Source organism: Methylobacterium sp. 17Sr1-1 (assembly GCF_003173775.1).
GTDB lineage: Bacteria > Pseudomonadota > Alphaproteobacteria > Rhizobiales > Beijerinckiaceae > Methylobacterium.
Genome location: NZ_CP029552.1, coordinates 5,855,739 through 5,882,196 on the forward strand (window position 1 = coordinate 5,855,739; position 26,458 = coordinate 5,882,196).

Annotated in this window: 28 protein-coding genes; 14 read left to right on the forward strand and 14 right to left on the reverse strand. The window is 72.7% G+C overall.

All coding sequences use genetic code 11. From position 1 onward, the window contains the following. Positions 1–4: 4 nt before the first annotated feature. Both DK412_RS26670 and DK412_RS26675 read left to right on the forward strand, forming a co-directional pair. Positions 5–1,054: an aromatic ring-hydroxylating dioxygenase subunit alpha gene (locus tag DK412_RS26670; protein WP_109974435.1), complete on the forward strand. Its 1,050-nt coding sequence runs from the start codon at positions 5–7 to the stop codon at positions 1,052–1,054. Positions 1,055–1,181: 127 nt separating this feature from the next. Next, positions 1,182–1,679: a BLUF domain-containing protein gene (locus tag DK412_RS26675; protein WP_162596314.1), complete on the forward strand. Its 498-nt coding sequence runs from the start codon at positions 1,182–1,184 to the stop codon at positions 1,677–1,679. A 240-nt stretch (positions 1,680–1,919) separates the two neighbouring features. Here DK412_RS26675 and DK412_RS26680 read toward each other — a convergent pair whose 3' ends face one another. Beyond that, entirely contained in the window at positions 1,920–2,975 is a 1,056-nt protein-coding gene (locus DK412_RS26680) for a hydantoinase/oxoprolinase family protein (protein ID WP_109974437.1), read from the reverse strand. A gap of 38 nt (positions 2,976–3,013) precedes the next feature. Between DK412_RS26680 and DK412_RS26685 the strand changes: the two genes are divergently transcribed. Beyond that, positions 3,014–3,712, forward strand: coding sequence for a HisA/HisF-related TIM barrel protein (locus tag DK412_RS26685; RefSeq protein ID WP_109974438.1), 699 nt, complete (start codon positions 3,014–3,016; stop codon positions 3,710–3,712). A gap of 168 nt (positions 3,713–3,880) precedes the next feature. Here DK412_RS26685 and fae read toward each other — a convergent pair whose 3' ends face one another. The 5 genes from fae to DK412_RS26710 form a co-directional block, all read right to left on the reverse strand. Beyond that, positions 3,881–4,396: a formaldehyde-activating enzyme gene (gene fae / locus DK412_RS26690; RefSeq protein WP_109974439.1), complete on the reverse strand. Its 516-nt coding sequence runs from the start codon at positions 4,394–4,396 to the stop codon at positions 3,881–3,883. A 220-nt stretch (positions 4,397–4,616) separates the two neighbouring features. After that, a complete protein-coding gene (locus DK412_RS26695) occupies positions 4,617–5,486 on the reverse strand; it encodes a triphosphoribosyl-dephospho-CoA synthase (RefSeq protein ID WP_109974440.1) in 870 nt (289 codons plus the stop codon). Beyond that, the gene (locus DK412_RS26700) at positions 5,486–6,400 is read right to left on the reverse strand and encodes a RimK family alpha-L-glutamate ligase (protein WP_109974441.1); all 915 of its coding nucleotides are present in this window, start codon (positions 6,398–6,400) and stop codon (positions 5,486–5,488) included. The genes DK412_RS26695 and DK412_RS26700 overlap by 1 nt, the downstream gene beginning before the upstream one ends. Positions 6,401–6,410: 10 nt before the next feature. Beyond that, positions 6,411–7,391: a methenyltetrahydromethanopterin cyclohydrolase gene (mch, locus tag DK412_RS26705; protein WP_109974442.1), complete on the reverse strand. Its 981-nt coding sequence runs from the start codon at positions 7,389–7,391 to the stop codon at positions 6,411–6,413. A 253-nt stretch (positions 7,392–7,644) separates the two neighbouring features. After that, complete coding sequence (locus DK412_RS26710; protein WP_109974443.1) at positions 7,645–8,955, reverse strand: ATP-grasp domain-containing protein; 1,311 nt, start codon at positions 8,953–8,955, stop codon at positions 7,645–7,647. Positions 8,956–9,346: 391 nt separating this feature from the next. On the opposite strand from DK412_RS26710, the gene DK412_RS26715 reads away from it, so the two are divergent. After that, positions 9,347–10,408: an esterase gene (locus DK412_RS26715; RefSeq protein WP_204165448.1), complete on the forward strand. Its 1,062-nt coding sequence runs from the start codon at positions 9,347–9,349 to the stop codon at positions 10,406–10,408. Positions 10,409–10,451: 43 nt separating this feature from the next. Here DK412_RS26715 and DK412_RS26720 read toward each other — a convergent pair whose 3' ends face one another. Continuing rightward, the gene (locus tag DK412_RS26720; RefSeq protein WP_245447311.1) at positions 10,452–11,432 is read right to left on the reverse strand and encodes a beta-ribofuranosylaminobenzene 5'-phosphate synthase family protein; all 981 of its coding nucleotides are present in this window, start codon (positions 11,430–11,432) and stop codon (positions 10,452–10,454) included. Positions 11,433–11,647: 215 nt separating this feature from the next. Between DK412_RS26720 and DK412_RS26725 the strand changes: the two genes are divergently transcribed. From DK412_RS26725 to DK412_RS26740, 4 genes are read left to right on the forward strand one after another with little or no spacing between them, the layout of a single operon-like run. Then, entirely contained in the window at positions 11,648–12,733 is a 1,086-nt protein-coding gene (locus DK412_RS26725; protein WP_109974445.1) for a formyltransferase, read from the forward strand. Then, on the forward strand, positions 12,727–14,355 hold the full coding sequence (locus DK412_RS26730) for a formylmethanofuran dehydrogenase subunit A (protein ID WP_109974446.1): 1,629 nt from the start codon (positions 12,727–12,729) through the stop codon (positions 14,353–14,355). Before DK412_RS26725 ends, DK412_RS26730 begins: the two co-directional genes overlap by 7 nt. Next, on the forward strand, positions 14,343–15,275 hold the full coding sequence (gene fhcD / locus DK412_RS26735; protein ID WP_109974447.1) for a formylmethanofuran--tetrahydromethanopterin N-formyltransferase: 933 nt from the start codon (positions 14,343–14,345) through the stop codon (positions 15,273–15,275). The genes DK412_RS26730 and fhcD overlap by 13 nt, the downstream gene beginning before the upstream one ends. Further along, positions 15,272–16,069 (forward strand): formylmethanofuran dehydrogenase subunit C, encoded by a 798-nt coding sequence (locus tag DK412_RS26740; RefSeq protein WP_109974448.1) that lies wholly within the window; start codon positions 15,272–15,274, stop codon positions 16,067–16,069. Before fhcD ends, DK412_RS26740 begins: the two co-directional genes overlap by 4 nt. A 69-nt stretch (positions 16,070–16,138) precedes the next feature. Here DK412_RS26740 and DK412_RS26745 read toward each other — a convergent pair whose 3' ends face one another. From DK412_RS26745 to DK412_RS26775, 7 genes are all read right to left on the reverse strand, one after another. Further along, positions 16,139–16,747: a hypothetical protein gene (locus DK412_RS26745; protein ID WP_109975517.1), complete on the reverse strand. Its 609-nt coding sequence runs from the start codon at positions 16,745–16,747 to the stop codon at positions 16,139–16,141. Positions 16,748–16,776: 29 nt separating this feature from the next. Next, positions 16,777–17,634, reverse strand: a complete 858-nt coding sequence (locus tag DK412_RS26750) for an ABC transporter permease (RefSeq protein WP_109974449.1) — start codon at positions 17,632–17,634, stop codon at positions 16,777–16,779. Further along, entirely contained in the window at positions 17,631–18,377 is a 747-nt protein-coding gene (locus DK412_RS26755; protein WP_109974450.1) for an ABC transporter ATP-binding protein, read from the reverse strand. Before DK412_RS26755 ends, DK412_RS26750 begins: the two co-directional genes overlap by 4 nt. Beyond that, complete coding sequence (locus DK412_RS26760) at positions 18,374–18,613, reverse strand: hypothetical protein (protein WP_109974451.1); 240 nt, start codon at positions 18,611–18,613, stop codon at positions 18,374–18,376. The genes DK412_RS26755 and DK412_RS26760 overlap by 4 nt, the downstream gene beginning before the upstream one ends. A gap of 77 nt (positions 18,614–18,690) precedes the next feature. Next, entirely contained in the window at positions 18,691–19,113 is a 423-nt protein-coding gene (locus DK412_RS26765) for a hypothetical protein (RefSeq protein WP_109974452.1), read from the reverse strand. Between the two features lie 217 nt (positions 19,114–19,330). Further along, positions 19,331–20,311 carry a YVTN family beta-propeller repeat protein gene (locus DK412_RS26770; RefSeq protein WP_109974453.1) on the reverse strand — a complete coding sequence of 327 codons (981 nt, stop codon included), beginning with the start codon at positions 20,309–20,311 and terminating at the stop codon, positions 19,331–19,333. A gap of 98 nt (positions 20,312–20,409) precedes the next feature. Further along, positions 20,410–21,657 carry an ABC transporter substrate-binding protein gene (locus tag DK412_RS26775; RefSeq protein WP_109974454.1) on the reverse strand — a complete coding sequence of 416 codons (1,248 nt, stop codon included), beginning with the start codon at positions 21,655–21,657 and terminating at the stop codon, positions 20,410–20,412. 150 nt (positions 21,658–21,807) lie between these two features. Between DK412_RS26775 and DK412_RS26780 the strand changes: the two genes are divergently transcribed. The 6 genes from DK412_RS26780 to DK412_RS26805 all read left to right on the forward strand — a co-directional run bounded on the left by DK412_RS26780 (position 21,808) and on the right by DK412_RS26805 (position 26,455). After that, entirely contained in the window at positions 21,808–22,317 is a 510-nt protein-coding gene (locus DK412_RS26780) for a DUF3280 domain-containing protein (protein ID WP_109974455.1), read from the forward strand. A 5-nt stretch (positions 22,318–22,322) separates the two neighbouring features. Then, positions 22,323–23,021, forward strand: coding sequence for a (5-formylfuran-3-yl)methyl phosphate synthase (locus tag DK412_RS26785; RefSeq protein ID WP_109974456.1), 699 nt, complete (start codon positions 22,323–22,325; stop codon positions 23,019–23,021). A gap of 292 nt (positions 23,022–23,313) precedes the next feature. Next, the gene (locus DK412_RS26790) at positions 23,314–23,907 is read left to right on the forward strand and encodes a uridylate kinase (protein ID WP_109974457.1); all 594 of its coding nucleotides are present in this window, start codon (positions 23,314–23,316) and stop codon (positions 23,905–23,907) included. Next, positions 23,904–25,295 (forward strand): DUF6513 domain-containing protein, encoded by a 1,392-nt coding sequence (locus tag DK412_RS26795; protein ID WP_109975518.1) that lies wholly within the window; start codon positions 23,904–23,906, stop codon positions 25,293–25,295. The genes DK412_RS26790 and DK412_RS26795 overlap by 4 nt, the downstream gene beginning before the upstream one ends. A gap of 3 nt (positions 25,296–25,298) precedes the next feature. Then, positions 25,299–25,892 (forward strand): DUF447 domain-containing protein, encoded by a 594-nt coding sequence (locus DK412_RS26800; RefSeq protein WP_109974458.1) that lies wholly within the window; start codon positions 25,299–25,301, stop codon positions 25,890–25,892. A gap of 26 nt (positions 25,893–25,918) precedes the next feature. Further along, complete coding sequence (locus DK412_RS26805) at positions 25,919–26,455, forward strand: SRPBCC family protein (RefSeq protein ID WP_109974459.1); 537 nt, start codon at positions 25,919–25,921, stop codon at positions 26,453–26,455. The last annotated feature ends 3 nt before the right edge of the window (positions 26,456–26,458 follow it).

The following is a 26,458-nucleotide window of genomic DNA, read 5'->3' on the forward strand; positions in this document are numbered from 1 at the left end:
CAGCATGACAGGGGATCCGATCCGCCGGGCGCTCGACGACGTCTGGTACTGCGTCGGCGAGAGCCGCAGCCTGCGGCCCGGGGGCATGCGGTCGGTCAGCCTCGGCGAGGAGGCCGTGGTGGTCGGGCGCGAGGAGTCGGGCGCGCTGTTCGCCCTGCGCGACCGCTGCCCCCATCGCGGCATGGCGCTCTCGGCCGGCCGCCTCGTCGACGGCAACCTCGTCTGCCCGTTCCACGGCTGGCAGTTCCGGCCCGACGGCGTCTGCGCGGCGATTCCCGCGCTGGCTCGCCGCGACGACGCCAACTTCGCCTCGGTCCGCCTCGCCCGCTTCGCCGTGGCCGAGAAGTCAGGCCTGATCTGGGTCCATGCCAGCGCGAACCCGGCGGGCGCCAGCCCGGAGACGGCGCCGCCGATCCCGGAGGTCGATTTCGACTATTGCGGCCAGCTCGTCGAGATCCTGGAGGTCGAGGCCTCGTTCGACCTCGTGGCGCTCAGCTTCGTCGATCCGGCCCACGTCGCCTACGTGCACGATTCCTGGTGGTGGCGCCCGTCGAAGACCATGAAGGAGAAGGTGAAGCACTTCGCGCCCTCGCCCTTCGGCTTCACCATGACGAGCCACACGGCGAAGACCGCCTCCCTCGCCTACCGCCTGCTCGGCTCGATCCCGGAGGTCGAGATCGAGTTCCGGCTGCCGGGGGTGCGGCTGGAGCGGATCACCGCCGGAGAGAAGCGTCTGGCCAACTACACCTTCGCCTCGCCCCTGGCGAACGGGCGCACCGCGCTCATCAACGCGATGTACTGGAACATCTCAGGCCTCAACCTGCTGAAGCCCGTCGCCCGGCCGCTGATGCGCCAGTTCCTGGGCCAGGACCGGGACGTGCTCCAGATCGCCCAGCGCGGCCTCGACCGGAAGCCCGCGATGGTGCTGATGGGCGAGAGCGACGTGCAGTCGCAATGGTACTTCAGCCTCAAGCGCGAGTTCCTGCGCGCCCGCGAGGCCGGCTCTGCCTTCGTCAATCCTTTGGAGCCGCGGGAACTGCGCTGGCGCAGCTGAAACCCGGTGTGGGAATTCTATCTCAGATCGCGAATCTGGCATGGAATTCTCCCGGTTGTGCCTCCGGGTGCTATCGCGACCGGCACCGTTCGGATTATCCAGGTGGAATCGCTGCCCGGAGATTCGGATGTCCGAGGACATCTTTCGCATCATCTACAAGAGTACCGCCGCGCACCCCGCGGAGGTGATGCTGGGTCAGGGCCACGTCGCGCGCCTTCTCGCGACCGCCCGGCGGCGCAACCAGGCGGCCGAGGTCTCGGGCGTGCTGGTCTATACCGGCCTCGGCTTCTTCCAGGTGCTGGAAGGACCGCGGGCGGGCGTCCAGCCGATCTTCGAATCGATCCTGGTCGACCGGCGCCACCACACCCTGGCGGTGATCGAGATGGACGTCGCGGCCGAGCGCCGGTTCTCGGGCTGGAACATGGGTTTCCTGGGCATCACCCGGGAGCTCGAAGACCGGCTCAACGGCACCGGCCTCGGGGCGGGCGGCGGTCCCGAATCCCTGGACCAGCTCCTGCGCCGGACCCTGCTGCTGCTCATCGACACCCCGATCAGCCTGCCGTGGCTCGGCGCGCGCGGGGCGAATGAGGACGGGCTCGGCGCGGTGCTGGCCCACCGGTTCTGACCGCTCGCGAACCGTATCCCATAAAGCTCCCCCTTTCCCGGACGACTGAAGCGTGAGCGGAAGGAGATCCGGGATTCAGCGCAAAAAGTCGCGAAGCGTCTGCTTGTCTGCAACGGTGCAGCATACAGAGCCGCTACGCGGCACTTCTCCCCTGGATCCCGGATCTCCTTCCACTTCGTTTCAGTCGTCCGGGAAAGGGCGTGGCTCGCGAGAGGACGGCACTGCTTCGTGGCTCATCATTTACCCCGCCGCCAGCAGCCCCACCGCCACCGCCGGCCCGCAGGTCGATGCGAAGGCGGCGGCCTCCGGGGCGAGGCGCGGCGCGATGAGGTCCGACAGCTCCTCCGCAGGGCGCCCGAGGCGCGCCGCGAGCTCGGCTGCGACGAAGCGGCCGGCGCCGCAGATCACGACGGGCGCGTCGTCGGGCAACGCGCCGCGGGACAGGATCAGGCCGGCGGCGTCGTGCAGGAGGCGCAACTGCGCCTCGGCGAAGAAGCCGGCGAGCCGCGCCCAGTCGGCCGCCTCGCCCTCGTGGCGGTCGCGGCCGATCATCCGGGCGAGGCGGATCTCGGTCTCGGCGATCGACTTGCCCTTGAGGTCGGCGGTGTCCTGCTGGTCCTCCGCCGCCAGTAGCAGACCGAGCAGGCGGTAGGCGTCGGCGGTGGTGGCGAAGCACTCGGCCATCAGCGCCGTGCGCCGGCCGCGGAACGGCGCGGTCCGCGACAGGGCCAGCAGCGGCGTGCGCACCACCCCCGTATAGACCAGCTCTCCGGTCTCGAGCCGCTCGGCGTCGCTGTAGCCGATGGCGCGGGGCTGCCCGCCCCGGATCGGGATCAGGTCGGCGGTGGTCGAGCCGATGTCGACGAGGAGCGCGTCCGGCCGCGAGCGGCCGACCAGGGCGGCGGTGGCGTGCCAGTTGGCGCTGGCGACGTCGGGAGCGTGAGGCGCCGCCGCGTCGGGCGCGACGAAACCTGAGCGTCCGGCATAGATCGCGACCTCGCCCGCCAGATGGTCCGAGGCCCAGGCGGCGAGCTGCGCCACGCCGTCGGCGCGGTCGGAAAAGCAGTCGGTCAGTTCGCCGGTCATCGTCACGGCGTGGCGGGCCGGTTCCCGGGCCCAGCCCGGCAGGTCTTCGAGGGTGGCGTCGAGGGCCGGCAGGCCGTTCCAGAGCGGGCACGGCGCCTGCACCACCGCCTGGACCCGGCCGCCTTCGACCAGCGCCGCCTTGACATGGACCCCGCCGAGGTCCCAGCCGATGACGCGAGAGAGCGAGGCGGGGGGATGGAGATGGGGCACGGTCGGATCTCGCACGGGAACGGTCGGGGCGGGGTGGCATGAGCCGGCCGGGCTTTTCAACCCGGACCGAGGTGGTGCCGGTCCTCGACCTGCGCGGCGGCGTGGTGGTGCGGGCCCGGGCCGGCGACCGGGAGCGCTACGCGCCCATCGTGACGCCGCTCAGCCCCGGCCCCGCCCCCGCCGACGTGGCGCGCGGCCTCCTCGGCGCCTGGCCGGCGCGCCGGCTCTACGTCGCCGATCTCGACGCGATCATGGACGGGACGCCGCCCGACCTCGGCGCCTTGCGGGCGATCGCCGCGGCCTGCCCGGGGGTGGAGCTGTGGGTCGATGCGGGCTTTGCCACGGAAGGCGGCGTCGCTTCGTTCCTTGCCACGGGCCTCGGCCGGCCGGTGCTCGGCAGCGAGAGCCAGTCGGATGCGGCCCTGGTGCGCCGGCTCGGCGCCTCGGCGGTGCTCTCCCTCGACAGCCGCGACGGCGTGCGCCTCGGCGCGCCGGAGCTGCACGAGGACCCCGCGACCTGGCCGCCGGAGGTGATCGTGATGACCCTGTCGCGGGTCGGCAGCGGCGCGGGCCCGGACCTCGCCGGGCTCGCCGCCCTCAAGGCCCTGGCGCCGCGCACGGCCTTCTACGCTGCCGGGGGGCTGCGCGGGCCGGAGGACCTGCCGGCCCTGGCGGCGGCCGGCGCCGCCGGGGTGCTGGTCGCGAGCGCGATCCACGACGGGCGGCTGCGGGCCTGAGGGCGCGGAGAGGCGACCGGCAAAAAGAAGGGAGGGCCCGGTGGGGCCCTCCCGATGATGCGGTCAACGACCGAGGAAGATGGAGGCCAGTCGCTGGAACAGCCCCTGCGGCGGAGGCGGCGGGGGCGGCGGGGGAGGCGCCGCTGACTGTTCCGGACGGTTTCCTGTCTAAGCCACGTTCGCCGCGAAGGGGTGCTGGGCGGTCTTGTACTGCTGCGTGACCTCGGCGGCGGTCGGCGAGCCCTTGATGGCGCGCTGGATCGACAGCTTCGTGGCCTCGTAGTTGTACTTCTCGATCTTGGCGTCGTCGGCGGCTTCCCAGTGGATGAACACGCCGACCAGGATGTAGAGGTCGTCGGCCTCGGCGGCCGGGATGATGCCCTCGGCGACGCAATCCTGCACCGCCTTGGCGACGGCGTGCTGGGCCGGGCCGAACATCTGGACCGCCTGGCGGGCGTCGTTGATGGTGACCTTGTTGAACAGCAGGGTGTTGGGCTTGCACGGCAGGTTCGGCGCCACCACCGCGAGCAGGCTGGTGAAGCCGTGCTTGTTGTTGGTCAGGCTGTTGCAGAACGCCGTCTCGGCGGCGCTGCCGCGCGGGCCGATGATGAGGTCGATATGTGCTACCTCGTTGCCGTCACCGACGAGGGCTTCGCCCACCATCACCTTATTGATCGTCGCCATGTGGGGGTTCTCCCAGGTGTCGATAAGGTTAACCGGCCGCCGTTACAGTGCGACTCGGCCCCGCCATCCTTGCTGTCGGCGTTCAGCCCGCGGCCGAACCGGTTCTCCGGATAGCGGCGCGACACTACAGCGCCGCTGAAGCGTGAACAAGGCTGGCAGCCCGGTACAATGGTCCAGTCCGGCCGAGACGGCCGCAGATGAGCCGCATCGCGACTACGACTTATTGGCGGGTTGCATTGGTCGAGACATCGTCCCCCGCCTTCAGGCGATCGAGCGCGTCGACGAACAGGGTCGCCACGGTGAGGTCGGCGCTGGTGCCGGGGTTGAACCCCGCCTCCTTGAGGGCGGAGTCGTGGGCGAGCAGGGCCGCCCGCGCGCCCTCCCCGAGGGCGAGCCCGCGCAAGGCGCCCTCGGCCTCCGCCCGCACCCGCTCGGCGGTGGCGGGGCCGAACTTGCGGGCGATGTGGCTGTCGGGGAAGCCGGTGAGGAAGGCGAGATGCACCGCCGTGGTGGTCCAGGGCTCGGGGAGGCCGGCCGCGCGCGCCACGGCCAGCGCCGGGAGCCCGGCGGTGAACAGGTCCTCGAACCCGGTGACGTAGGCGCGCGCGATGCGGTCGCGCGAGGCCGCCTCGCCCATGGCGGTCAGGATCGGCGGGGGCGCGTCCGTCGTCACGTCGTGGCGCTCCGCCCGGCCGAGCCCGCCGGGATTGGCGAGCCGGATCGCTGCGTAGAGGCCGGCGGCATCCGCCCGGTCGAGATCCGCCAGCACACCCCCCAGGGCCTGCCGGAGCGGGCCCGGCCGCTCGGCCGCGGCCGCGAGCGGGGCGCAGAGCAGCACGATGCCCAGATTGGTGTTCTGGCCGATTCCCGCCCGGGTGGCGGCGACCGCACCCTCGATCCGCGCCCCGACCCGGGCGCCCGCCGCCGCGAGGTGGGGGGCGGAGAGGAGTGCGCTCGTCTCGAAATCCGCCACGCTCATCCGGTGCCCGGCGGCGTGGACGTGGACGTTGCCGGGCTTGATCGCCGCGAGCTCGGCCCGGCAGGCGGCGAGATAGGCTTGCTCGATCGCCGTCGCGGTCAGGGGCCGCATCACGCCCCCTCGGCGACGAGGCGCGGCGCCGAGCCTGCCCGCAAAGCCGCCAGGAAGCCGGCGGCGACCTCCCGGGCGATGTCGACCGGTGTCACCTGCTGCAGGCCCGACCAGGCCGGCATGCTGTTGACCTCCAGCACCTGGAAGCCGCCCACCCCGTCCTCGACGAGGTCGATCCCCGTGTAGCCGCAGCCGACCGCCGCGGCGGCCCGCTCCGCCAGCTCCGCGGCCCGGGCCGGCGGGCGCCAGGGCAGCGGCCGGCCGCCGCGGTGGACGTTGGTGATCCAGCCGTCGCCCTCCCGGATCATCCCGGCGACCGCCCGGCCGGCGCAGACGAAGACCCGGTAATCCTGGAAGGCCCCGTCGCGCCGGGCGACGTAGCGCTGGAGGTAGTAGACCCGGCCGACCAGCTCTTCCGGCGGCAGCTCCTCGGGCCGGGCGATCATCTGCAGCCCCTCGCCCTGCGAGCCGAACAGGGGTTTCAGCACCAGGGGCCTTCCCGGTCCCGCCTCCCGGGCCACCACCTCGGCGGCGGCCTCGCGGCGCGAGAGCACGAAGGTCTCCGGCGTCGGGATGCGGTGGCGGGCGAGCAGCAGGCTCGTCATCGCCTTGTCGACCGAGCGCTCGATGGCGGCCGGCCCGTTCCACACCACGGTGCCGGCGGCTTCGAGCGCGTGCAGCACCCCGAGCCGCATCGTCGTCGCCTCGAAGGTGCCGCCCGCGATGGTGCGGAGCAGCACCCCGTCCGGCAGGTCGCCGCCGAAGCCCGGCACGCGCAGGGGCTCGGGATGCCCGGTCTCGACCGTGACGTCGGCGAGCGAGAACAGCACCGGCCTCGCGCCGAGGTCGTTGAGCGCCGCGAGAAGCTTCGCCTTGTGCCAGGCGCCGTTGTCGGCTGCGAGCCCGATTCGCATGGGGCGGTCCTCAGGCGAAGGAGCGTGCGACCAGCTCCGGCACCAGCCGGCCGGCCCGGTGGCTATGGCCGGATCTGAGCGAGGTCACCACCGCCTCGGCCGGGCTGAACAGGTGCTTGTCGATGGCGTAGAAATCGCCGTTGAAGCGGGAAAAGATCTCCGCGAAGGGCGCGCCGTGATCGCGCGAGGTGGTGCTCGGCAGGGCCTCGGCGAGCGCCCTGGCGTCGGCGTCGTCCGCCTCGACGAAGAGCTGCACCCGCCCGCCATAGATGATCGCGTCGTTGGTGCGGCCCATCGCCTGGATGAAGTCCGGATGCGGCGGGCTCAGGGGCGCCGCGCCGATCCCGTCGACGATGGCGTTCAGGTCGAACCCGACCGAGTGCGCCTTGTGCAGGGCGACCTCCAGCACCCGGGCGACCACCTGGGTCGCGCCGGCGAGGCTCTGGGTGGGCGCGTACACGAAGGTGACGGCGTCGGGCTGGACGCCGGCGGCGTGAGCCACCTTGGCGATAACCGAGGCCGGCGGCGGGCTGCCCGATTCGAGCACCAGGGCGATGCGCGAGGCGGTGTCGCTGTAGGCCAGTTCCTCGAACAGGTGCTCGGCGGCCGCCGCCGCCCGGCCCGGACCGGAGCCGAGAGCGAAGAAGCCCGAATCCCCCTCCTCGTCGGCGAGGTTCCAGCCGGCATACTGGCTGCCGAGGCAGGCGAGCACCGGGTCGGTGCTGTGCACCGTCAGGGTGAAGGGCCAGGCCGCGAGAGGGCCGGCGGGTCCGACCGTCACGGTGCCGAGGCCGCCCAGGCAGATCTCGGCGATGCGCCGCCCGGCCTCGATCGAGCCCCGCGCCCCCGCCCCGGCATCGATCAGCCGCGCCCCGTCCGGTGCCCGCGTCACGGCGAGCCGCAACCGGGTCGCGTCGTCGGCCAGGGCCTCGACCAGGGGGGCGGCGAGCGCGTTCACGCTCGGGCGGGACGGGGTGGCGGATGAGCTCATCGGTGACTCCCTCAAGGCCGCAGGCGGGGTGGTGCCCCGTCGTGGCCGGTCAGATCGGTCGGGGTCTGGGGCCCCGTTGGTGTAAAGTGCGGGATGCGTCTCCCACGCGGGCTCCCACATTCACGCCTCGGACAGTGCGCATCCCCTCTCCCCGCGGGCGGGGACAGGGCTGTGTCCCCGTCCAAGGGACACAGCGAGGCGGCAGCCGATGGTGAGGGGGTGTTTCCGGCAGAGTCTCACGCGTCGAGACCCCTCACCCTCGCTCCGGCTGCGCCTCCGCTAGCCGTGCCCCCTGTACGGCGGCACGGCCCTCTCCCCGCCCGCGGGGAGAGGAGATTTCTCGCGAGACTTCGTCGAGCATGGAGCGGGGGCCGGCGAAAGCCAATGCGACGTCGGCCGTTGCCTCCAGCCGCGCCCGCAGCGCCGCAGCCCGCGCCGCAACGGCGCGCCGGGCCGCCGCCGCATCCACTCCCTCTGCCAGCACCGTGCAGACCGGCGCGCCTGCCTCGATGCGGCTGCCCGCGGGCGGCCGGTCCATCGTCCAGTCGGGCCAGTCGAGGGCTGGTACCGCGGGAATCTCGTTGCCGGCGTAGAGGATCTCGGTCGCGGCGGCGCCCGGCAGCGCCGGCTGGTACTCCGGCAGCCGGCCGCGCGCCGCCGCCAGGTGGGCCGCGAAGAGCGGCACCGATCCGCGGTCGAGCACGTCCAGGGTGGCGCCGGGCCGGGGATTGATCTCGAGCAGCCACCAGGCCTCGCTGTCGACGAGCAGGTCGGCGCTGACGAGGCCGCAGAGGCCCGTGGCGGCGACGAGCGCGGCGAGCGCCCGCTCGGCCGCCGCCCGCACCGTGGCCGGCAGCGGGGCCGGCCCGGCGGCGCCGGCGTAGCGGAACGGCCGGCCGGGTCCGGGCGCCGCCCATTGCTCGGTCACCGCCAGCACCGTGACGGCGCGGCCATCCGCCAGCGCGTTGAGGGAGCGGGGCCGGCCCGGCACGCGGCGCTGGAGGTAGGTGCCCGCCGGGAGCCGCCCCGGCAGAGCCGGGCGGATATGGCCTCCGCCCGAGGCGCCCCGCCGCTTCACGAGCCAGGTCTCCGGATCGGGCACCGGCGCGAGCGCGATCTCCGGGTGCGGGATGCCGAGGCGGCCGCACAGGGCGGCGAAGCGGCCCGGGTCCTTCAGCGCCGCGACGGCGTCGGGCGTCGCACCCAGCAGCGCGTAGCGCCCGGCGAGCCGCCGCATCAACCCCGGCGATCCCTCGAACCCCGAGCCGAGGACGAGGCCGACGGGATGGCCCGCCTCCGCCGCGAGGTCGGCCAGCGCCGCCTCCACGCCCCGGGCTCCCGGCCCGGCGCCGAGGCGGCCGGGCACGCGGCGGTAGCCGGCGGCGAGCGCGCGGGTGTCCTCGTCGCCGAACAGGTCGGCGACGAAGGGGCGGTAGCCGGCGCGCCGCGCCGCGGCGGCGAGCGCCCGGCCCGATTGCGCCGCGATCAGGACCGGTGTCCCCGTCCCATCGCTGTCGGACGCGCAGGCCTTCCCCGCGCCCTCGCCGGTCTGGGCAGAGCCCATCGCCCGAATCTCCTCCCGCGGCCAACAGGGGGCGCCACGATCGTGTCCCGAAGCGGATCGGGACCACCGGTCTGCGCCGCCTCATCCCCTACAGGGATCCGGGTCCGCCCGTCTCATGGACGTTGGTGCGGGCCGGCGCGCGGATCCGGCTGCCCCGGGAGGCCCGTCGGCAGAAGGACGGCGCCGGAGGAACGTCCATGCCATCTTGTCGATGCATGCGCGTCGCCGCCTTCGTTCGACACGGATTCGATGTCGTTGCGTGGCGATCGGCAGGCGCGCTCGGCCCGCTCTTGACGAAGAGTTTGCCCAGTTAAAAGGTGCGGTACGCCAATGCGGGCATCGTCGTGCCATCCGATCGGACGCCGTTCCGGCAAAGCCTCGAGCGTGGACCATGAAGCGTAGGATCGCGGTCGTCCTGGCCCTGTGCGGTGCCGCCGCGTCGGTACAGGCGCAGTCGGACCAGACACGATCGAGCCATGGGCAGCCGAACCTGGAGTTGCGCGGGTTCGGCTCGTTCCATGTCGGGGGACGCGAGATCGCGATCACCGGTCGGCCGGTGAGAGAGATGCTGCTCACCCCGGGCGGGGCGCCGACCCGGGTCGATCCGAACGGGGTGTACGTCGTCGAGCAGATGTACGTGCAATACCTCGTGCCGGCCCGACGGCGGGGCGCCGTCCCGCTGCTGCTGTGGCACGGCGGCGGCCTGACCGGCGTCGCGTACGAAACCACGCCCGACGGCAGGCCCGGATGGCTCGATTACTTCGTCCGGCGCGGCTGGGACACCTATGTCAGCGATGCCGTCGAGCGCGGCCGCGCCGGATTCCCGCCGCCCGGCGTGTTCGACGGCGATCCGGTCTTCGTCCCGAAGAATCGCCCGTTCGAGGCCTTCCGGATCGGGCAGGGCCCGGGAAGCTACGACGAGGACCCGGCCAAGCGCCGGCAGCTGCCGGGAAGCCAGTTCCCGATGGAGGGCTACGACGCTCTCCTCCGCCAGCAGGCGCCGCGCTGGACGACCACCGACGACGCCATCCTGCGCGCCTATCTGGCCGAGATCGACCGGGTCTGTCCCTGCGTCGTCCTGTTCCACAGCCAGGCCGGGCAGTTCGGCTTCAAGGCGGCGCAGCTGCGCCCGGACAAGGTGCGGGCCCTGGTCGCGGTGGAGCCCTCCGGCTTCGGCGAACCCGGACGGGCGGCCGCGCTCAAGGACATCCCGACCCTGGTCCTCTACGGCGACAACATCGAGCAGGACGCGCGGTGGCCGGTCATCCGGGGCAACGGCCTGAGATGGGTCGAGACCCAGAATGCCGCCGGCGGTCGTGCCGAGGTGATCCAGCTTCCCGCGCTCGGCATCCGGGGCAACAGCCACTTGATGATGATGGACCGGAACAACGCGCAGGTCGCGGGAGTCATCGCCGACTGGCTCCGCGACAAGGGTCTGGTCCAGGACGAGTGATGCGGTGTCCCTGCGCCGCGCCGTTGCGCGGCGGGCTGCGCCGTCAGTCGACCTCCGCCCCGCGGTTGCGTCCGCGGGCGATGCGGAAGGTCAGGCCCGGATGGCGGGCGCACAACGACCCGACCAGTGCCTCGGCCTCCGCCGCGTCGCGGGTGAGCGCGAAGCCGGTCGGTCCCCAGGAGCTCTGGCCGTAGCCGGCGATGCCGGCGGCCTCGACGTCGGCGAGCGCCGCCGCCACCGCCGCGCTGGCGTAGCGCCCGCCCTGGTGGGGGGCGAAATAGTCGCCGATCCGGCGCTGGATGCCGGTGATCCCGGCGCCGAACCGCGCCAGATCCTCGGTGACCACGGCCGGCAGCACCTGCATCAGCACCGTGCGGCAGATCTCGGCCGCCTCCGGCGCGGGGAAGCGGGGCAACTCCCGGAAGGCCCGGCGCTCCTCGGCCCCGTGCACGCCTGTGCGGCCGGCATCGAGGATCAGCACCACCCGCCAGGATTCGGGGAAGGGCAGCCGCGCGATCACCGGCGGGGGTGCGTCGCTGTCGTCGCGCCCGCCATCGACGATCAGGCCGCCGGTGACGAAGGCGGCGAGCCCGACGCCGGAGCGATTGCCGCGGTCGAGGGCGTCGGCGAAGGCGGAAGGCACGAAGGGCGCGCCGTGGAGCGCGGCGAGGGCCGCTGCGACCGAGAGGGCGAGTTGCGTGCCCGAGCCGAAACCCGCATGGGCCGGGATCGCCTCCGCGAGGTGGAAGTCTCCGGCCTCCGGCACGCCGAGATGGCGGGCGGCGAGCGCCGCGTAGGCGCGCACCCGCTCGTACTCGGCGGCGATGCCGGGAGCCTCAGTGCCGGTGACCGTCAGGGTGTCGGCGCGGGTGGCGGTGAGGTCGAGGCCGGGCGCGTCGAGCCCGAGCCCGATGCTGCCGAAGCGCCGCCCGAGCCCGCCATGCAGGTCGAGGAAGCCGAAATGCAGCCGGGCCGGGGCGCGCACCCGCACCCTCGCCCGCGCTGGTCCCGTCTCGTGCGCCAAACCGGCCTCGCTTCCTGCCCCGGATGCCTCGGTGCCCGCGTCGTCCCCGGGGCCGGACTGTCCCACGCCGCCCGCCGGATGGGCAACTCGGGATCGGCGGATATCTGGCCGCCGGCCTTGGTGCGAAGCCGGACTTTCGGGGGACTTGCCTGCCCCGGCGCCCGGATGCGACCGTCCGCGATGCATGGTTGCGCGGCCGGAGTGGGCGAGGGCGGATGACGGCCTGGATCGATGGGCGGGCGGTGGCGCGGGAGGAGGCGGTCGCGGCGGCCGCCGCGCTGCTGGCCGGGGCACGAAGCCCGGTCCTCGCCGGGCTCTGCGCCGAGGCGGCGTCCGTGCAGGCGGCGTTCGACCTCGCCCGCGCGATCGGCGCCTCGCTCGATCCCGCGGCGGGATCGGCGCTCTACGCCGACCTCGGGGCGCTCGCCGCCGGTGGCGCCATGACCACCACCCCGGCCGAGGCGCGCGGGCGGGCCGATCTCGTGCTGGCGCTCGGCGCCGCGCCCTGGACCACCGATGCGCTGAGCGGTCTGGCGGCGGAGGGGCCCGTCCGCGGCCGCGCCGCCGGGCGGCCCCGCACGCTCCTCGCCCTGGGCGCGCCGGGGAACGGGGCCGTGCGGCACATCGCCTATCCGGTGGGCGACGCCGGGTTGCCGGCGGCGATCGGCCTGCTGCGCGGCCTGGTCGGAGGCCGCATCGCCGGCTCCCATCCCCTCGCCGACCTGGCGGTGCGCCTGCGCGAGGCGCTCTACGGGGCGGTCGTCTACGATCCCGCCGAGATCGGCGCCCTCGGGGCCGAGATGCTGAACGGCCTCGTCAGGGACCTCAACGAGACCACCCGCTGCTTCGCCCTGCCGTTGGGCGATCCGTACCAGGGCCGGGCCGTCGCCCAGGTCGCGGCCTGGAGCACCGGCCAGGGGCCCCGGGCCGGCTTCGGCCGCGGCTATCCCGAGCACGATCCCTGGCGCTTCGATGCCGAGCGCCAGGCCGCCGCCGGCGAGGTCGATGCGGCGCTCTGGCTCGCCTCCCTGCCGGCCCCGCTCCCCGCCTGGACCCGCACCGTGCCGACCGTGGCGCTCCTCGGCGCGCCGAAGGGCGACGAGGCGCGGGTGGTGATCGAGGTCGGCGTGCCGGGCGAGACTTTCGGCGCCGCGCTCTGGCACCCGCGCCGCGCGGTGATCGCCTGGCACGACGCCGGAGCGCCGCGGCCGGAGCCGGAGCCCGCCGCCGCGATCCTCGCCGACCTCCGGGACCGGCTTGCCGCCTCTCCCGCCCCGCAGCCGGAGCGCGCCCCATGCTGACCCGCATCGCCGGCGGCCGGGTGGTCGATCCGACCGCCGGGCGCGACGCCATCGGTGACGTCTGGATCGAGGATGGTCGCGTCGTCGCCGCCTCCGACCGCACGCCCGACCGCACCATCGACGCCACAGGGTGCGTCGTCATGGCGGGGGGCGTCGAGGTCCACTCGCACATCGCCGGCGGCAACGTGGTGCTGGCGCGCCTGCTGCTGCCGGAGCTCGGCGTCTCCGAGCCCGACGCTCCGAACCCGCACGGGTCGGGCCGCGACGTCGGGATGCTCTACGCCCGGATGGGCTACACCACCGCGGTCGAGCCGGCGATGCCGCCGGTCAACGCGCTCGCGACCCAGCTCGAACTGGCCGAGATCCCGCTTCTCGACCGGGGCGGCCTGTGCGTGATGGGCAATGACGACCAGCTGCTCGGGCTCCTGCGCGATCGCGAGAGCCGGGACGCGGTCCGCGACCTCGTGGCGCTGAACGTCGCCACCTCGCGGGCGCTCGGCGTCAAGGTCATCAATGCCGGCGGCGCCGACGCCTTCAAGGACGGGGCGGTGCGCTTCTCCCTCGACGACGAGGTGCCGGCTTACGGGCTGACCTCGCGAAAAATCCTGAACGGGCTCCTCGACGCGGTCGAAGCACTCAAGGTCCCCCACCCGCTCCACGTCCATTGCAGCAATCTCGGCCTGCCGGGGGCGGACGACAGCCTGATCGAGACCCTTGAGGCGGCGGAAGGCCGGCGCATCCACTTCGCCCACGCCCAGTTCTACGCCTACGCGGCTGTCGACAAGGACAACCCGCTGACGGGCGGCTTCGTGTCCGCTGCGCCGCGCATCGCCGAGGCCCTGGCCCGCCACCCCAACGCCACCCTCGATATCGGCCAGGTGGTGTTCGGCCAGACCGCGACGATCTCCCTCGACATCCTGCGCCAGTTCTCCGGCCGCAAGGCGGCGAGCCCGAGGAAGTGGATCGTCAATGCGGGCGACGCCGAGGGCGGCGGCATCGTGCCGTTCCGCTACCGCGACCGCGGCCCGACCTCCTCGCTGCAATTCGCCATCGGGCTCGAGCTGATGCTGCTCTCGCCCGACCCGGAGCGCACCATCCTGACCACCGACCACCCCAACGGCGGGCCGTTCACCGCCTATCCGCGCATCCTCCACCTGCTGATGGACAAGGAGGAGCGCGACCGGGAGGTCGCCGCCCATCCCAAGGTCGCGGCCGAGCGCTCCGGCCTCGCGGGCCTGGAGCGCGAATACACCTTCGCGGAGATGGTGCAGCTCACCCGCTCCGGCCCGGCGAAGCTTCTGGGCCTCGCCGATCGCGGCCACCTGCGCCCCGGGGCGAAGGCCGACATCGCGGTCTACCGCGACCAGCCGGACCGGACCGCGATGTTCGCCCGCGCCCACCGGGTGCTGAAGGACGGCGCGGTGATCGTCGAGGACGGCGAGGTCGTGGCATGGGCGCGCGGCCGCACCCTGTCCCTCGCCGTCGAGGCCGATGCCGGCATGGCGCGGCGGACCGACGCCTATCTCCAGGGCCGCTTCGGCGCCGGGCTGTCGAGCTTTTCCGTGCCGGACGCGGCCTTCCCCGGCCGTGAGGTGTTCGAGGCGATCCCATGCCGGACCTGATCCTCCACGGCATCCGGGTCGAGGACACCTTCGCGGAGGCCTTCGACATGGCGGCGACCGCCCTCGTACTCACCGCCGAGACGCCCGACTGGGCGATGATCGCCGCGACCACCATGACGGGCTTCGCCACCTCGGTGATCGGCTGCGGCGCCGAGGCCGGCATCGACGCCGTGCTCTCCCCCGACGACACCCCCGACGGGCGCCCGGGCGTGCGGGTGCTGCTGTTCGGCTTCGATGCCGGCGGCCTCAAGGACCAGCTCCTGCGCCGGGTCGGGCAATGCGTACTGACCTCGCCGGGCAGCGCCGCCTATGCGGGCATCGCCTGGGACGACCCGAACGCGGGCAAGGCGCTCAAGCTCGGCGGCGCGATCCGCTACTTCGGTGACGGCTTCGCCACCGCCAAGCGCGTGGCCGGCCGGCGCTACTGGCGCACGCCGGTGATGGACGGCGAGTTCCTGTGCGAGCACTCGGTGCCGACGATCCAAGGCGCGGTCGGCGGCGGCAACCTGCTCTTCCTCGGCCGGCGTTTCGCCGACACCCTGCGGGTCGCCGAGATCGCGGTCGCGGCGGCCCGTCGCGTGCCGGACGTGATCCTGCCCTTCCCGGGCGGCGTGGTGCGCTCCGGCTCCAAGGTCGGGGCGCGCACCAAGGGCATGATGGCCTCGACCAACGACGCCTACTGCCCGACGCTGAAGGGCCGCGCCGGCTCGGCGCTGCCGCCGGAGGTCGACGTGGTGCTGGAGATCGTCATCGACGGGCTCTCGGCGGGCAGCGTGGCCGCCGCCATGCGGGCGGCGCTCCACGCCTCGACCGAGGCGGGAGCCGATCTCGGCCTCGTCGCGGTCACGGCGGGCAATTACGGCGGCAATCTCGGCCGCCACCATTTCCACCTCCGCGACCTCATCGGGGAGGCCGCATGAGCACCCTCATCGTGCGCGAGGCGCCGCCGGAGCGCCTCGACCTCGCCGGGATCACCCCCGCCGCCCTCGCCGGCCTGTCGGAGGCGGAGGCCGCCCGGCTGCCGGTCGGCACCAGCCGCCGCGGCCTCACCCTCGGCGACTGCTTCGCGCTTCACCTCGACGGCTCGGACGAATTGCGGATCCTCGGCGCCACCGAGCGTCTCGACCGGGTCGGCGCGGGTCTTTCCGCCGGGCGGATCGCGGTCGAGGGCGATGTCGGCCAGCGCCTCGGCGCCGGCATGACGGGCGGGACTCTCACGGTGTCGGGCTCCGCAGGCCCCTTCGCCGGCACGGCGGCCACCGGCGGCACGATCCGCATCGCGGGCGACGCCGCCGAGAGTGCCGGCGGCGCGGTTCACGGCGCGTCCTGCGGGCTCGATGGCGCGACCCTGGTGATCGGAGGAACCGCGGGGGACCGCCTCGGCGACCGGATGCGGGCCGGGCTTATCGTGGCGAAGCGCGCCGGGGCGCATGCCGGTGCCCGGATGATCGCCGGCACGATCGTGGCCGACGCGATCGGCGATCATCCCGGCTACGGCATGCGCCGCGGCACCCTGGTCACCGCCCGCCACGGGGCGCTGCTGCCGACCTTCGTGGAGACCGGGCGGCAGGATCTCGTGGTGCTGCGGCTCATGGCGAAATCGCTCGAGGCCCTGGCGCCGGAGGCGGCAGCACTGCTGCGGGCGCCCCTGCGCCGCTACGGCGGCGACCTCGCGACCCTGGGCAAGGGGGAGCTGTTCGCGCCGGCGGAGTGAGAGCGGGGCTCGCCTTCCCCCCGGTTCTCGAACCCTCTGCGACACTCGCTCAGGCGAGCGCCTGTCGTCTTACAACCGCGCCTGAATCTTCTTCGCGATCGTCCCCAGCCGCTGCTCCAGCAGGGTCGGCACCTCACACACGTAAGTCAGCGACTGGCTGCGCTCCTGGAAGATGCGCTTGTCCCAGGCGAAGCGGGTTTCCAGCTCGGCGAGCTCCTTGGTGTCGGGCACGTCCGGCGCGGTCTTCACCTCGCTGATCTTCCCGGCCTCGTCGCGGATGCGCTCGGCCATCACGCGCTGGCCGCGGGCGTAGCGGCCGATGCCGGACACCACCTTGTCGCGCTCGCCGTTCAGCACCTCGAACACGCCGGCGAAGACCCGGGTCAGGCGGGTCGCCTTCTCCGCCTCGCCGAGCTTCCCCGCGAAGGCGTCGAGGAGGCCGTCGACCTCCTCCACCGGCAGCCGGCGCGACGCGATCTTCTGGGCGAGCAGGGCCGCCTCGGTGTCGTTGCCCCACTCGGCGAGCGCCTGCGTCGGGTCGGGCCCGGTCCAGACCGCGCCGGGGCCCAGCGTCGAGACCTTGCGCTGGGCGCAGGGCCAGTCGGGGTCGGGCCGCGGCTGGGCGAGCGCCGGGGCGGCCGAGAGGATCAGGAGCGTGGCGAGGACGGAGCGGAGCATCACGGGCATCTCTTCTTGTTGAAGGGCGGTCAGCCCGCCTCCCCGGCCGGGCCGCCGCGCCGGGCGAGCAGCCCGCGGCCGGGATCGTAGGCGGCGACCGCCATGACGAAGAACGCGAGCCCGGTCCCGACCACGACCGCGCAGGAGACCGGGTTGAACGCGCCGTAGAGGGCGAAGCGCACCAGTTCGACCGCGTGGGTGAAGGGGTTGATCTGGCAGATCCAGTAGAGCGTCGCGCTCGATTCGTTGACCCGCCACAGCGGGTAGAGCGCCGAGGAGGCGAAGAACATCGGGAAGATCACGAAGTTCATCACGCTCGCGAAATTCTCGAGCTGTCGCACGAGCGACGACAGGAACAGCCCGATCGCGCCGAGCATCAGCCCCGAGGCCAGGAAGGCCGGCAGGGCGTAGAGGTAGCCGCTCCACGGGATGTCGGTCTCGAAGAAGCTCGCGATGGCGAGGAAGACGTAGGCCTGGACCAGCGACACGATCACGCCGGCGATGAGCTTGGCCAGCAGCAGGCTCCAGCGCGGATAGGGGCTGGTGAGCAGCACCCGCATCGAGCCGACCTCGCGGTCGTAGACCATCGACAGCGACGATTGCATGCCGTTGAACAGCTGGATCATCACCGCGAGGCCCGGCACGACGTAGACCTCGTAGAGCACGTAGGTCTCGTAGGGCGGCGTGATCGACAGGCCGAGCGTGTTGCGGAAGCCGGCGGCGAAGATGAACAGCCAGACCAGCGGCCGCACCAAAGCCGAGAAGAACCGCTCCTTCTGGTTGAAGAAGCGCAACAGCTCCCGCCGCACGATGCCGGCGAGCGCGATGAGGTAGCCGCCGGCATCGAGCCGGCCGCGGACCGGGGTGAGAGTGGCGCCCGCGCTCATGCGACTCTCCTCGGGGTTTCTCCCCGCTCGGCGGTCATCTGGCGGAACGCCGTCTCGAGGGAGCCGGTCGGCTCGCTCAAAGTCCCGGCGAGGCCCCGGGCGACGATGCGGCCGCGATGCAGCACCACGACCCGGTCGTCCGGCTCGATCTCGTCGAAGATGTGGGTGGCCCAGAGCACCGACAGCCCCTCCTCCCGCACCAGCGCCCGCACGATGGCGACGATGTCGGCGCGGGAGTCGAGGTCGAGGCCGACCGTGGGCTCGTCGAGGAGCAGCAGGTCGGGCGCGTGGATCAGCGCCCGGGCGATCTCGATCCGCCGCGACTGGCCGCCCGAGAGCGTGCGGATCTTGTCGTCGCGGCGCTCGACCAGGCCGATGCGGGCGAGCAGGGCCTCGATCCGCAGGAGCGCCGCCTTGCGGGGGATGCCGTGGAGGGCGGCGTGGTAGAGCAGGTTCTGGCGCACCGTCAGGTCGGTGTCGAGGGTGCGGGCCTGGAACACCACGCCGAGCCGCGCGAGCGCCCGCGACGGCTCGCGGTTGAGGTCGTGCCCGAGCAGCGCGATGCGGCCGGCCTGGCTGGCGTAGAGCCGCGTCACCACCGAGAACAGGGTGGTCTTGCCCGCCCCGTTCGGCCCGAGCAGGGCCGTGAAGGCGCTGCGCGGCACCTCGAACGACACGTCGTCCAGCGCCGTGCGGGCGCCGAAGCGGTGGCTCACCCCCTCGACCGCGAGCGCCGCGCTCATCGCGTCAACGCCTTGCGGGCGTCGCGCACCGCGTCGAGGCACTCGTCGTATTCCTTCTCACCGAGTTCCCGCTCGGCGACGCGCAGTTCCTTCCGGAGGACCTTGGCGACGGATTCGGCGGGAGACTTCGCCAGCTCGGCCTTGAGCGTCGCGATGCCGTCCCGGCACGCGGCCGCGTCGTCGGCGCGGGCGGGCAGGGCCGTCAGCAGCAGCAGGGCGGCGAGGAGCGCGCGCATCCCGGGTTTCCTCCAGTCCGTTCTATCGGGTTCTTGCGGCCGATGTAGGCCGGCGGGCCGCGGCCCGCAAACCCCTGTCACTTCACGATGAAGCGCCCGGTCATGCCCCGGCTCTCCAATCCTTGCACCGACCACGGGAACTCGCCGGCCCGCACGGTCACGAACTCCACCGCGATCGTGCCCTGGTCGTCGAATTCGAGGTGGTGCGGCGGCCCGGCCATGTGCACCTCGAGATGGTTGATGACGATCTGGTTCATCCACACGCCGCGGAAGAACTCGCTGGCGAAGAACTTGTACTCCTTCTGCCCCTTGGCGGTGATGCGCAGCCGGTAGGACTTCCCGGCCTCCATCTCGATGTCCTTCACCGGCACGGCGTAGTCGTTGTCCTCGGCGCCGAGCACGAGGTCGGGCAGGTCGGTGCGGCCCTTGGTGAGGTCGCCGGCGAGGGTGGGGGTGGTGAGGAGGAAGGCGAGGAAGGCGGTGAAGAGGAGGCGACGCATGGGCGATCCGGCTGGGAGTAGAACGCACTCCCCTCTCCCGTGTGGGAGAGGGGCCGGGGGTGAGGGTGGCGCGCTTCCGCGTAAAGCTTAGAACGTCGTGCCGGCAGCGGCACGGTTCGGTCTTCTTGCTGAAGCGTCACACCCTCACCCCTACCCCTCTCCCACTCGGGAGAGGGGATCCCGCGCTTCACTCGTCTTGAGGCGCGGCCAGAAAAATTTACTGCGGCGAGACCGCGACGCCCCACGGCAGCAGCCCGACCGGGATGCTCTTCGTCACCTTCAACGCCTCGACGTCGATCACCGAGACGTCGTTCGAGGTGCCGTTGGTGGTGAAGAGAAGCTTCTGGTCCGGCGTGAAGGCGAGCTGCCAGACCCGCTGGCCGACGGGCAGGTATTTCTGCACCTCGTAGGTCCTGGCATCGACCACCGCGACCCGGTTGGCGGGGCCGAGCGCCACGAAGGCCTTGCTCCCGTCCTTCGTCATGCGGACACCCACCGGCTGGATCTGCTCGTCGGTGACACCGGGGATCTTGAAGGTGATCTTCTTGACCACCTTGCGGGTCTCGACGTCGATCACCGAGACGGTGCCGCCGACCTCGGCCGAGACCCACAGCCATTTTCCGTCCTGGCTGAACTCGGCGAAGCGGGGACGGGCATCGACCAGCACGTTGTCGATCACCTGGAACGTCTTGGTGTCGATGAAGTGGGCCATGTTGGTGGTCTCGGAGGTGTTGACCAGGATCGACCCGTCCGGGCTCAACCCCAGCCCCTCCGGCTCGACGCCGACCGGCACCTCGGCCACCACCTTGTTCTTCTCGATGTCGAGCACCGTGACTTGGCTGTCGTCCTCGTTGGCGACGTAGACCGGGTTGCCGGACGGGTGCGCGATGAACTGCTCCGGATCCGGTCCGGAGCGCAGGGAGCGCACGATCTTGCCGGTCTTGGTGTCGAGCACGTCGATGCGGTCGTCGTCGCTGGCGCAGACGTAGAGCAGGCTCCCGTCCTTCCCGACCGTGATCCCCCGCGGGCGCCGCCCGACCGGCCAGGTCGCCGTGACCTTCAGGCTGTCTACGTCGATGACGCTGACCGAGTTGCCCTTCTCGTTGCTGACGTAGACGGTGGTGGCGTGGGCGGGCGCGGCGAGGAGCGCGGCCGCGACGAGTGCGCAGGGCGCCGGTCCGATCCGGTGACGGCTCATCGATCCTCCCTCCCGGCCGCGCTCTTCGCCCGCGGTCCGTCTTCTCATGCTTACCTGGCCCGCCGCGGCGCCGCGGGCGAGACCGACTTATGGCCGGGTCACGACTTCGTCAGCTTGCACTGCGTCTCCGGCAGGTCGATCCCGAGCGTGTCGAGCGGCGTGCGCTGGTGCAGGTAGCCCTGCTCCGGCGCCACCGCCACCAGTGCCTGGGGCTGCACCAGGAGCAGCGGCTGGCGCAGCTGGCGGTCCCAGGGGCGGAAGCTCAGGGCCACGCCCTTGTAGCCCGGCAGGCTGAACCCCGGATCGGCGATGGCGGCGCTAAGCGCCGCAGGATCGGTGGTCTTCTTCTGGAAGGCCGCTTCGCCCACCGTCCGCACCGAGGCCCAGACCTGGTAGTCGAGCGGGCGCATCAGCCGGCCGGCGAGGCGGCGGAAGCGGTTCTGGGCCTGGGCGGCGCCCCAGACCTCCAGCGTCGGATGCCAGGTGGTGGGGGTCAACCCCTGCGTGCCGACCACGGGCCGCGGATCGACGGTGTGGAACGGCACGTAATCGCCGAAATCCCCCGCTTCGTCCGCCACCACGGCGACGTCGTAATCGAGGCCGCGGGTGAAGACGAGGGCCTCGGCCCGGGTCGGGGTGTCGCCGCGGGCGCGGGCCAGCGGGCCGAAGGTCCAGGGGCGCTCGGCACTGATCTGCAATCCGAATTTCTTGGCCGAGCGCTTCATCGCCGCGGCCCACAGCGTGTCGCCGTCCTGCGGGCCGGTGATCAGGAACAGCTTGCGCCAGCGCATGAAGGCGAGGAACTGCGCCAGTGCGTCGGTCTGCATCGCCCGGCTCGGGGCGACGTGAAAGACATCCGATCGGCAGTCGGTCCCGCGCAGGCGGTCGTCGGGGGCGGCCGCGTTGAACAGGATTGTCCCTGAGCCCTTCAGCGCGTCGGCCACCGCCAGCACCTCGTCGGCGGGGATTGCCAGCACGATGAAGCGCAGGCCCCTCTCGACGAGGCCGCGGGCGGCCTCGACCGGGCTCTGCGGCGGCGCCTCGCCGGGGGCGGCGGCCTTGAGCGCCACCGCGTCGAGGGCGTAGCTCTGGCGAACGAAGCGGCCGGTCGTGGTGTTGTCCTGGATCGCGAGCTTCGCGCCGGCCAGACCCTCGTCCTCGGGCGCGGCCTGGGCGTCGTAGGAGGACGGCGCCGGGGCCGGCCGGTAGATCAGCCCGATGCGGATCTCGGCCGTTTGCGCCGCCGCGGGCAGCGGGCTCGGCGCCTGCTGTGCGAGAGCGGGCGGTGGTCCCGCCAGGGCGGCGATGAGACCGAGGGTGAGGGTGGCCGTGCGAAACTGTGCCATGCGGGCGGCACGCTACCAGGGTTTCTCCCGCACCCTCAACGCCTCTTCGATGAGGATTGTTTAAGACCACCCACCCTCCCCCGAAAGTCCGAACACGGCCGGTCGGCGAGCGCGTTGCGCGGGCCCGCGCCGGCATGCGAGGGTCGGGCGATGCTGTCCTCTCGCGCCCTCCCCGCCCTCGCGGCCCTGCTCGTCGGCCTGCCGGCCGCCGCCGCTCAAGGTCCGGCGGCGGTGTTCGGGATCGAGCTGGCGGAGCCCGGCACGGTCGGGCCGCGGCCGTTGAAGCCGGAGGACGCGCGGCGCTTGGGGCTCGCCAGCGAGGCCTTGCGCCGGGAGGTGGCGGGCCGCGGGCTCGAACCCGTGGATCTCGCCCCCCAGGCCGCGGCGATCCGGCGCGACGCGCCGTTCTACAAATGCGAGGGCTGCGCGGAAAAGATCGCTCAGGCGGCGGGAGCGGCCTATGTCGTCTACGGCTATGTCCAGCGCAGCGCCCCGCAGGTGCTCAACCTCACCATCACCATCACGGAGGCCGGCAGCGGCAAGGTGCTGCGCGGCGGCCAGGTGGTGATCCAGGGCGACACCGACGACACCTGGCTCCACGGCGTGCGCTCGCTCGTGAAGAACCGCCTCTTCGCCGAGCCGCTGCCGAACCGGTCCTGATCCCCGTGCCCGATCTCGCCTTCCCCCGTCCCCGCCTCCTCGTCAGCGTGCGCGATGCGGCCGAAGCCGCGCTCGCCGGCGATCACGGCGCCGACCTGATCGACGCCAAGGATCCCGATCGCGGCGCCCTCGGGGCGCTGCACCCTGAGACCGTGCGGGCGATCGCGGCGGCCTCCGGCGACCGGCTGACCAGCGCCGTGGCCGGCGAGCCGCTTGATGCCCGGGAGGCCTCCGCCTGCCTGGCGGCGCTGGCCGGGACGGGCGTGCGCTACCTCAAGATCGCCTGGGCGCCGGGGCGCGACGCCGCGGGATTGAGGCTGCCCGCCGGCCTCCCGGTGATCGCGGTGCTGTTCGCCGAGGACGGGCCGGAGGGGGCCGACGTGCCGGCCCTGGCGGCGGCCGGTTTTTCGGGGGCGATGATCGACACGCGGGGCAAGGACGGGCGGCGGCTCACCGACCACCTGCCGCTGCCACGGCTCGCATCGTTCGCGGCCTCGTGCCGGGCGCACGGCCTGCTCTCCGGCCTCGCCGGCTCGCTCTCCCTCGACGACATCCCGGTCCTGGCCGCGCTCGGGCCGGGTTATCTGGGCTTTCGCGGCGGGTTGTGCGCGCAGGGAGACCGGAGGGGCCGGCTCGATCCGGAGCGGATCGCGGATGGAGCGCGGCGGCTCGCCGGGGTCGTGCCGCGCGTCGAGGCGGCGTGAGCGTGACCGTGTATCAAAGGGCTGTCCGCGCGAGCATTCGAGGCAGTACAGAGCGCGGGATCCCCTCTCCCGTGTGGGAGAGGGGTAGGGGCGATCGAAGATCGCGCGAGGGTGACACGCTTGAGGGTAAAGCACTGAGCGCCGAGCTGGCAGCGGAACAGTCCAGCATTATTGCGGCACCGTCTCCACCCTCGCGCGATCTTCGATCGCCCCTACCCCTCTCCCACACGGGAGAGGGGGTCCCGCGCCTATTATTTTTCCCGGGCAGCCCGGCAGGCACGGGGCGCGAACCATGAGCCACGCCCTCACCGTCGTGAAAATCGGCGGCAGCCTCGTGGCCGATCGGGTCCGGCTATGCCGGCTGCTCGGCGCCCTCGCGGACGGGGCCGAGGGGCCGGGGGTGATCGTGCCGGGCGGAGGCGCCCTGGCCGACGCGGTGCGGGCGACGCAAGCCGCTCTCGGCTTCCCGGATCCCCTCGCCCATCGGCTGGCGCTCGATGCCATGGCGGGCATGGCGCGGATCTTTGCCGCCCTGGAGCCGCGCCTCGCGGTGACGAAGACGCCCGGCGACGAACTCGCCGCCGGCCGCGTGCCGGTCTGGGATCCGTCGGGGCTCGACGGCGGCCATCGAGATATCCCGGAGAGCTGGGACGTCACCTCGGACAGCCTGGCGCTCTGGCTCGCCACACGCCTCGACGCCGCGACCTGCCTGCTGGTGAAATCCGCCGATCCCCCGTCCGGGGCCGGCCCGGCGGACCTCGCCCGCACCGGCCTCGTCGATGCCGCGTTCCCGGGCTTCGCGTCCCGCTTCCCCGGCCGGATCGTGCTGCGGGGCCCCGGTGGCGACCAGCCGTGCCGCGGGGCGGTTCCGGAGTGCGCCGCGTGAGGGAGCACCTCGTCTTCGTCACCGGGCGCCTCGCCAAGGCGAGGCTGGAAAAGATCGCGGCCGCTCTGCCGCCGGACCGCTTCGCCTGGACCATCGCCGATGCCGGCGTGAAGGTCGCGGCGCTGATGACCGAGGAGATCATCCGCCGCCGGGTCGCCGTGCCGGAGGGCGCGACGCGGATCATCCTGCCCGGGCGCTGCCGGGCCGACCCCGCGGCGCTCGCCGCGCATTTCGGCCTGCCGGTCGAGCGCGGGCCGGACGAGATCGTCGACCTGCCGGTCTTCCTCGGGCTCGCCGGGCGCAAGGTCGACCTGTCGCGCCACGACGTGCGGATCTTCTCCGAGATCGTCGACGCCTCACGGCTCACGCCCGCCGAGATCCTGATCCGCGCCCAGGACCTCGCCCGGCGCGGGGCCGACGTGATCGATCTCGGCGGGCTGCCCGACACGCCCTTCCCGCACCTCGCCGACACCGTGCGGCTGCTCAAGTCCGAGGGGCTGCGGGTCAGCGTCGATTCGTTCTCGCCCGACGAGCTGCGCCAGGGCGCGGCGGCCGGCGCCGATTTCCTGCTCAGCCTCAACGAGGACAGTCTCGACCTCGCCTTCGAGACCGACGCGGTGCCGGTGCTGGTGCCGCTGCGCCCCGACGACCTGCCCTCCCTCGACCGGGCGATCGAGCGGATGCAGCGGGCCGGCCGCCCCTTCATCGCCGACCCGATCCTGGAGCCGATCCATTTCGGCTTCGCCGCCTCGCTGGTGCGCTACCACGAGACCCGCCGCCGCCACCCCGACATCGCCATGATGATGGGCACCGGCAACCTGACCGAGCTCACCGAGGCCGACAGCCTCGGGGTGACGGCGCTCCTGATGGGCGTGTGCTCGGAACTCGCGATCGGCAACGTGCTGATCGTGCAGGTCTCGAACCACACCCGCCGCACGGTCGAGGAGCACGACGCCGCCCGCCGGGTGATGTACGCGGCGAAGGCCGACGCCGCCCTGCCCAAGGGCTACGGCCGCGCGCTGCTCTCCCTGCACGACAAGCGCCCGTACACCCAGACGCCCGAGGAGATCGCGGCCCTCGCCGCCGAGGTGCGCGACCCGAATTACCGCGTGGCGGTGGCAGAGGACGGGGTCCACATCTACAACCGCAACATCCACAAGGTGGGGCGCGACGCGATGGCGTTCTTCCCCGATCTCGGCGTCGAGGGGGATGGCGCCCACGCCTTCTATCTCGGCGGCGAATTGACCAAGGCCGAACTGGCCTGGCGGCTCGGCAAGCGCTACGTCCAGGACGAGGCGCTGGACTGGGGCTGCGCCCTCGACGGGGAGGTGGAGGACACCACCCGCTTCAAGGCCCCTGGCCATACGCGCCACAGCGGGAAACCTTGAGTCGTGCCGCTGATCCGCGAGACCATCGTCACCACGGCCTCCGCCGACGGGGCCCTGCACCTGGTGCCGTTCGGGCTGATCCAGGAGGGCGAGGATTTCTGGGTGGCCCCGTTCCGCCCCTCGCCGACCATCGCCAACCTGGAGGCCGTGCCGTTCTTCGCGGCGGCCGCGCCGGTCGACATCCGGGTGATCGCCGGCTGCGTCACCGGCCGGCGCGACTGGGCCACCGTGCCGTCCCGCGCCATCCCGGTGCCGCGCCTCGCCGAGGCCTACGGCCACATGGAATTGCAGGTGGTGGAGGTGCGCGACGACCCCGTCCGCCCCCGCTTCCGCGGCCGGGTGGTGCACGCGCAAGGGCACCGGCCGTTCCTCGGTCACAACCGGGCGGTGAACGCGGTGCTGGAGGCGGCGATCCTGTCGACGCGGCTTCACATGCTGGCCCCCGAGACGGTGCTGGCCGAGCTGCACCACCACCGCATCGCCGTCGAGAAGACGGCCGGGCCCGCCGAGCGCGAGGCCTGGAACTGGATCGCCGCGAAGGTCGCGGCCGCCCTTGAGCAGGCGGCCGCCGCGTCCCTCGCGGTCGACGACGCGTGAGATAACACGTTGAGAGGAGACACCCGATGAAGCGCATTCTCGCGGCCGCCCTCGTCGCCGCCTTCGCGGCGGCGCCCGTCCAGGCCCACGGTCCGACCCGCAAGAAGGTCGAGGAAAAGGTCACGATCAACGCCGCGCCGGACAAGGTCTGGGCGGTCGTCGGCAACTTCCAGGACATGAGCTGGCTGCCGCCGGTCGAGAAGACCGAGGGCAAGGGCGGCAACGAGGTGAAGGCCACCCGCACCCTCACCCTGACCGGCGGCGCCACCGTCGAGGAGGAGCTCTACAAGTACTCGGCCGAGCAGAAGAGCCTGTCGTACCGGATCAACAAGGTCGACGTGAAGGTGCTGCCGGTCAACAACTACTCCTCGACGATCAAGGTCGAGCCGGCCGACGGCGGCAAGGCGTCGGAGGTGGTGTGGGACGGCGCGTTCTACCGCGGCTACATGAACAACGACCCGCCGCCCGAGCTGAGCGACGAGGCGGCGATCAAGGCGGTCAAGGCGCTCTATCGCGGCGGCCTCGATAACCTGAAAGCGAAGATCGAGAAGGGCAACTCGTGAGGC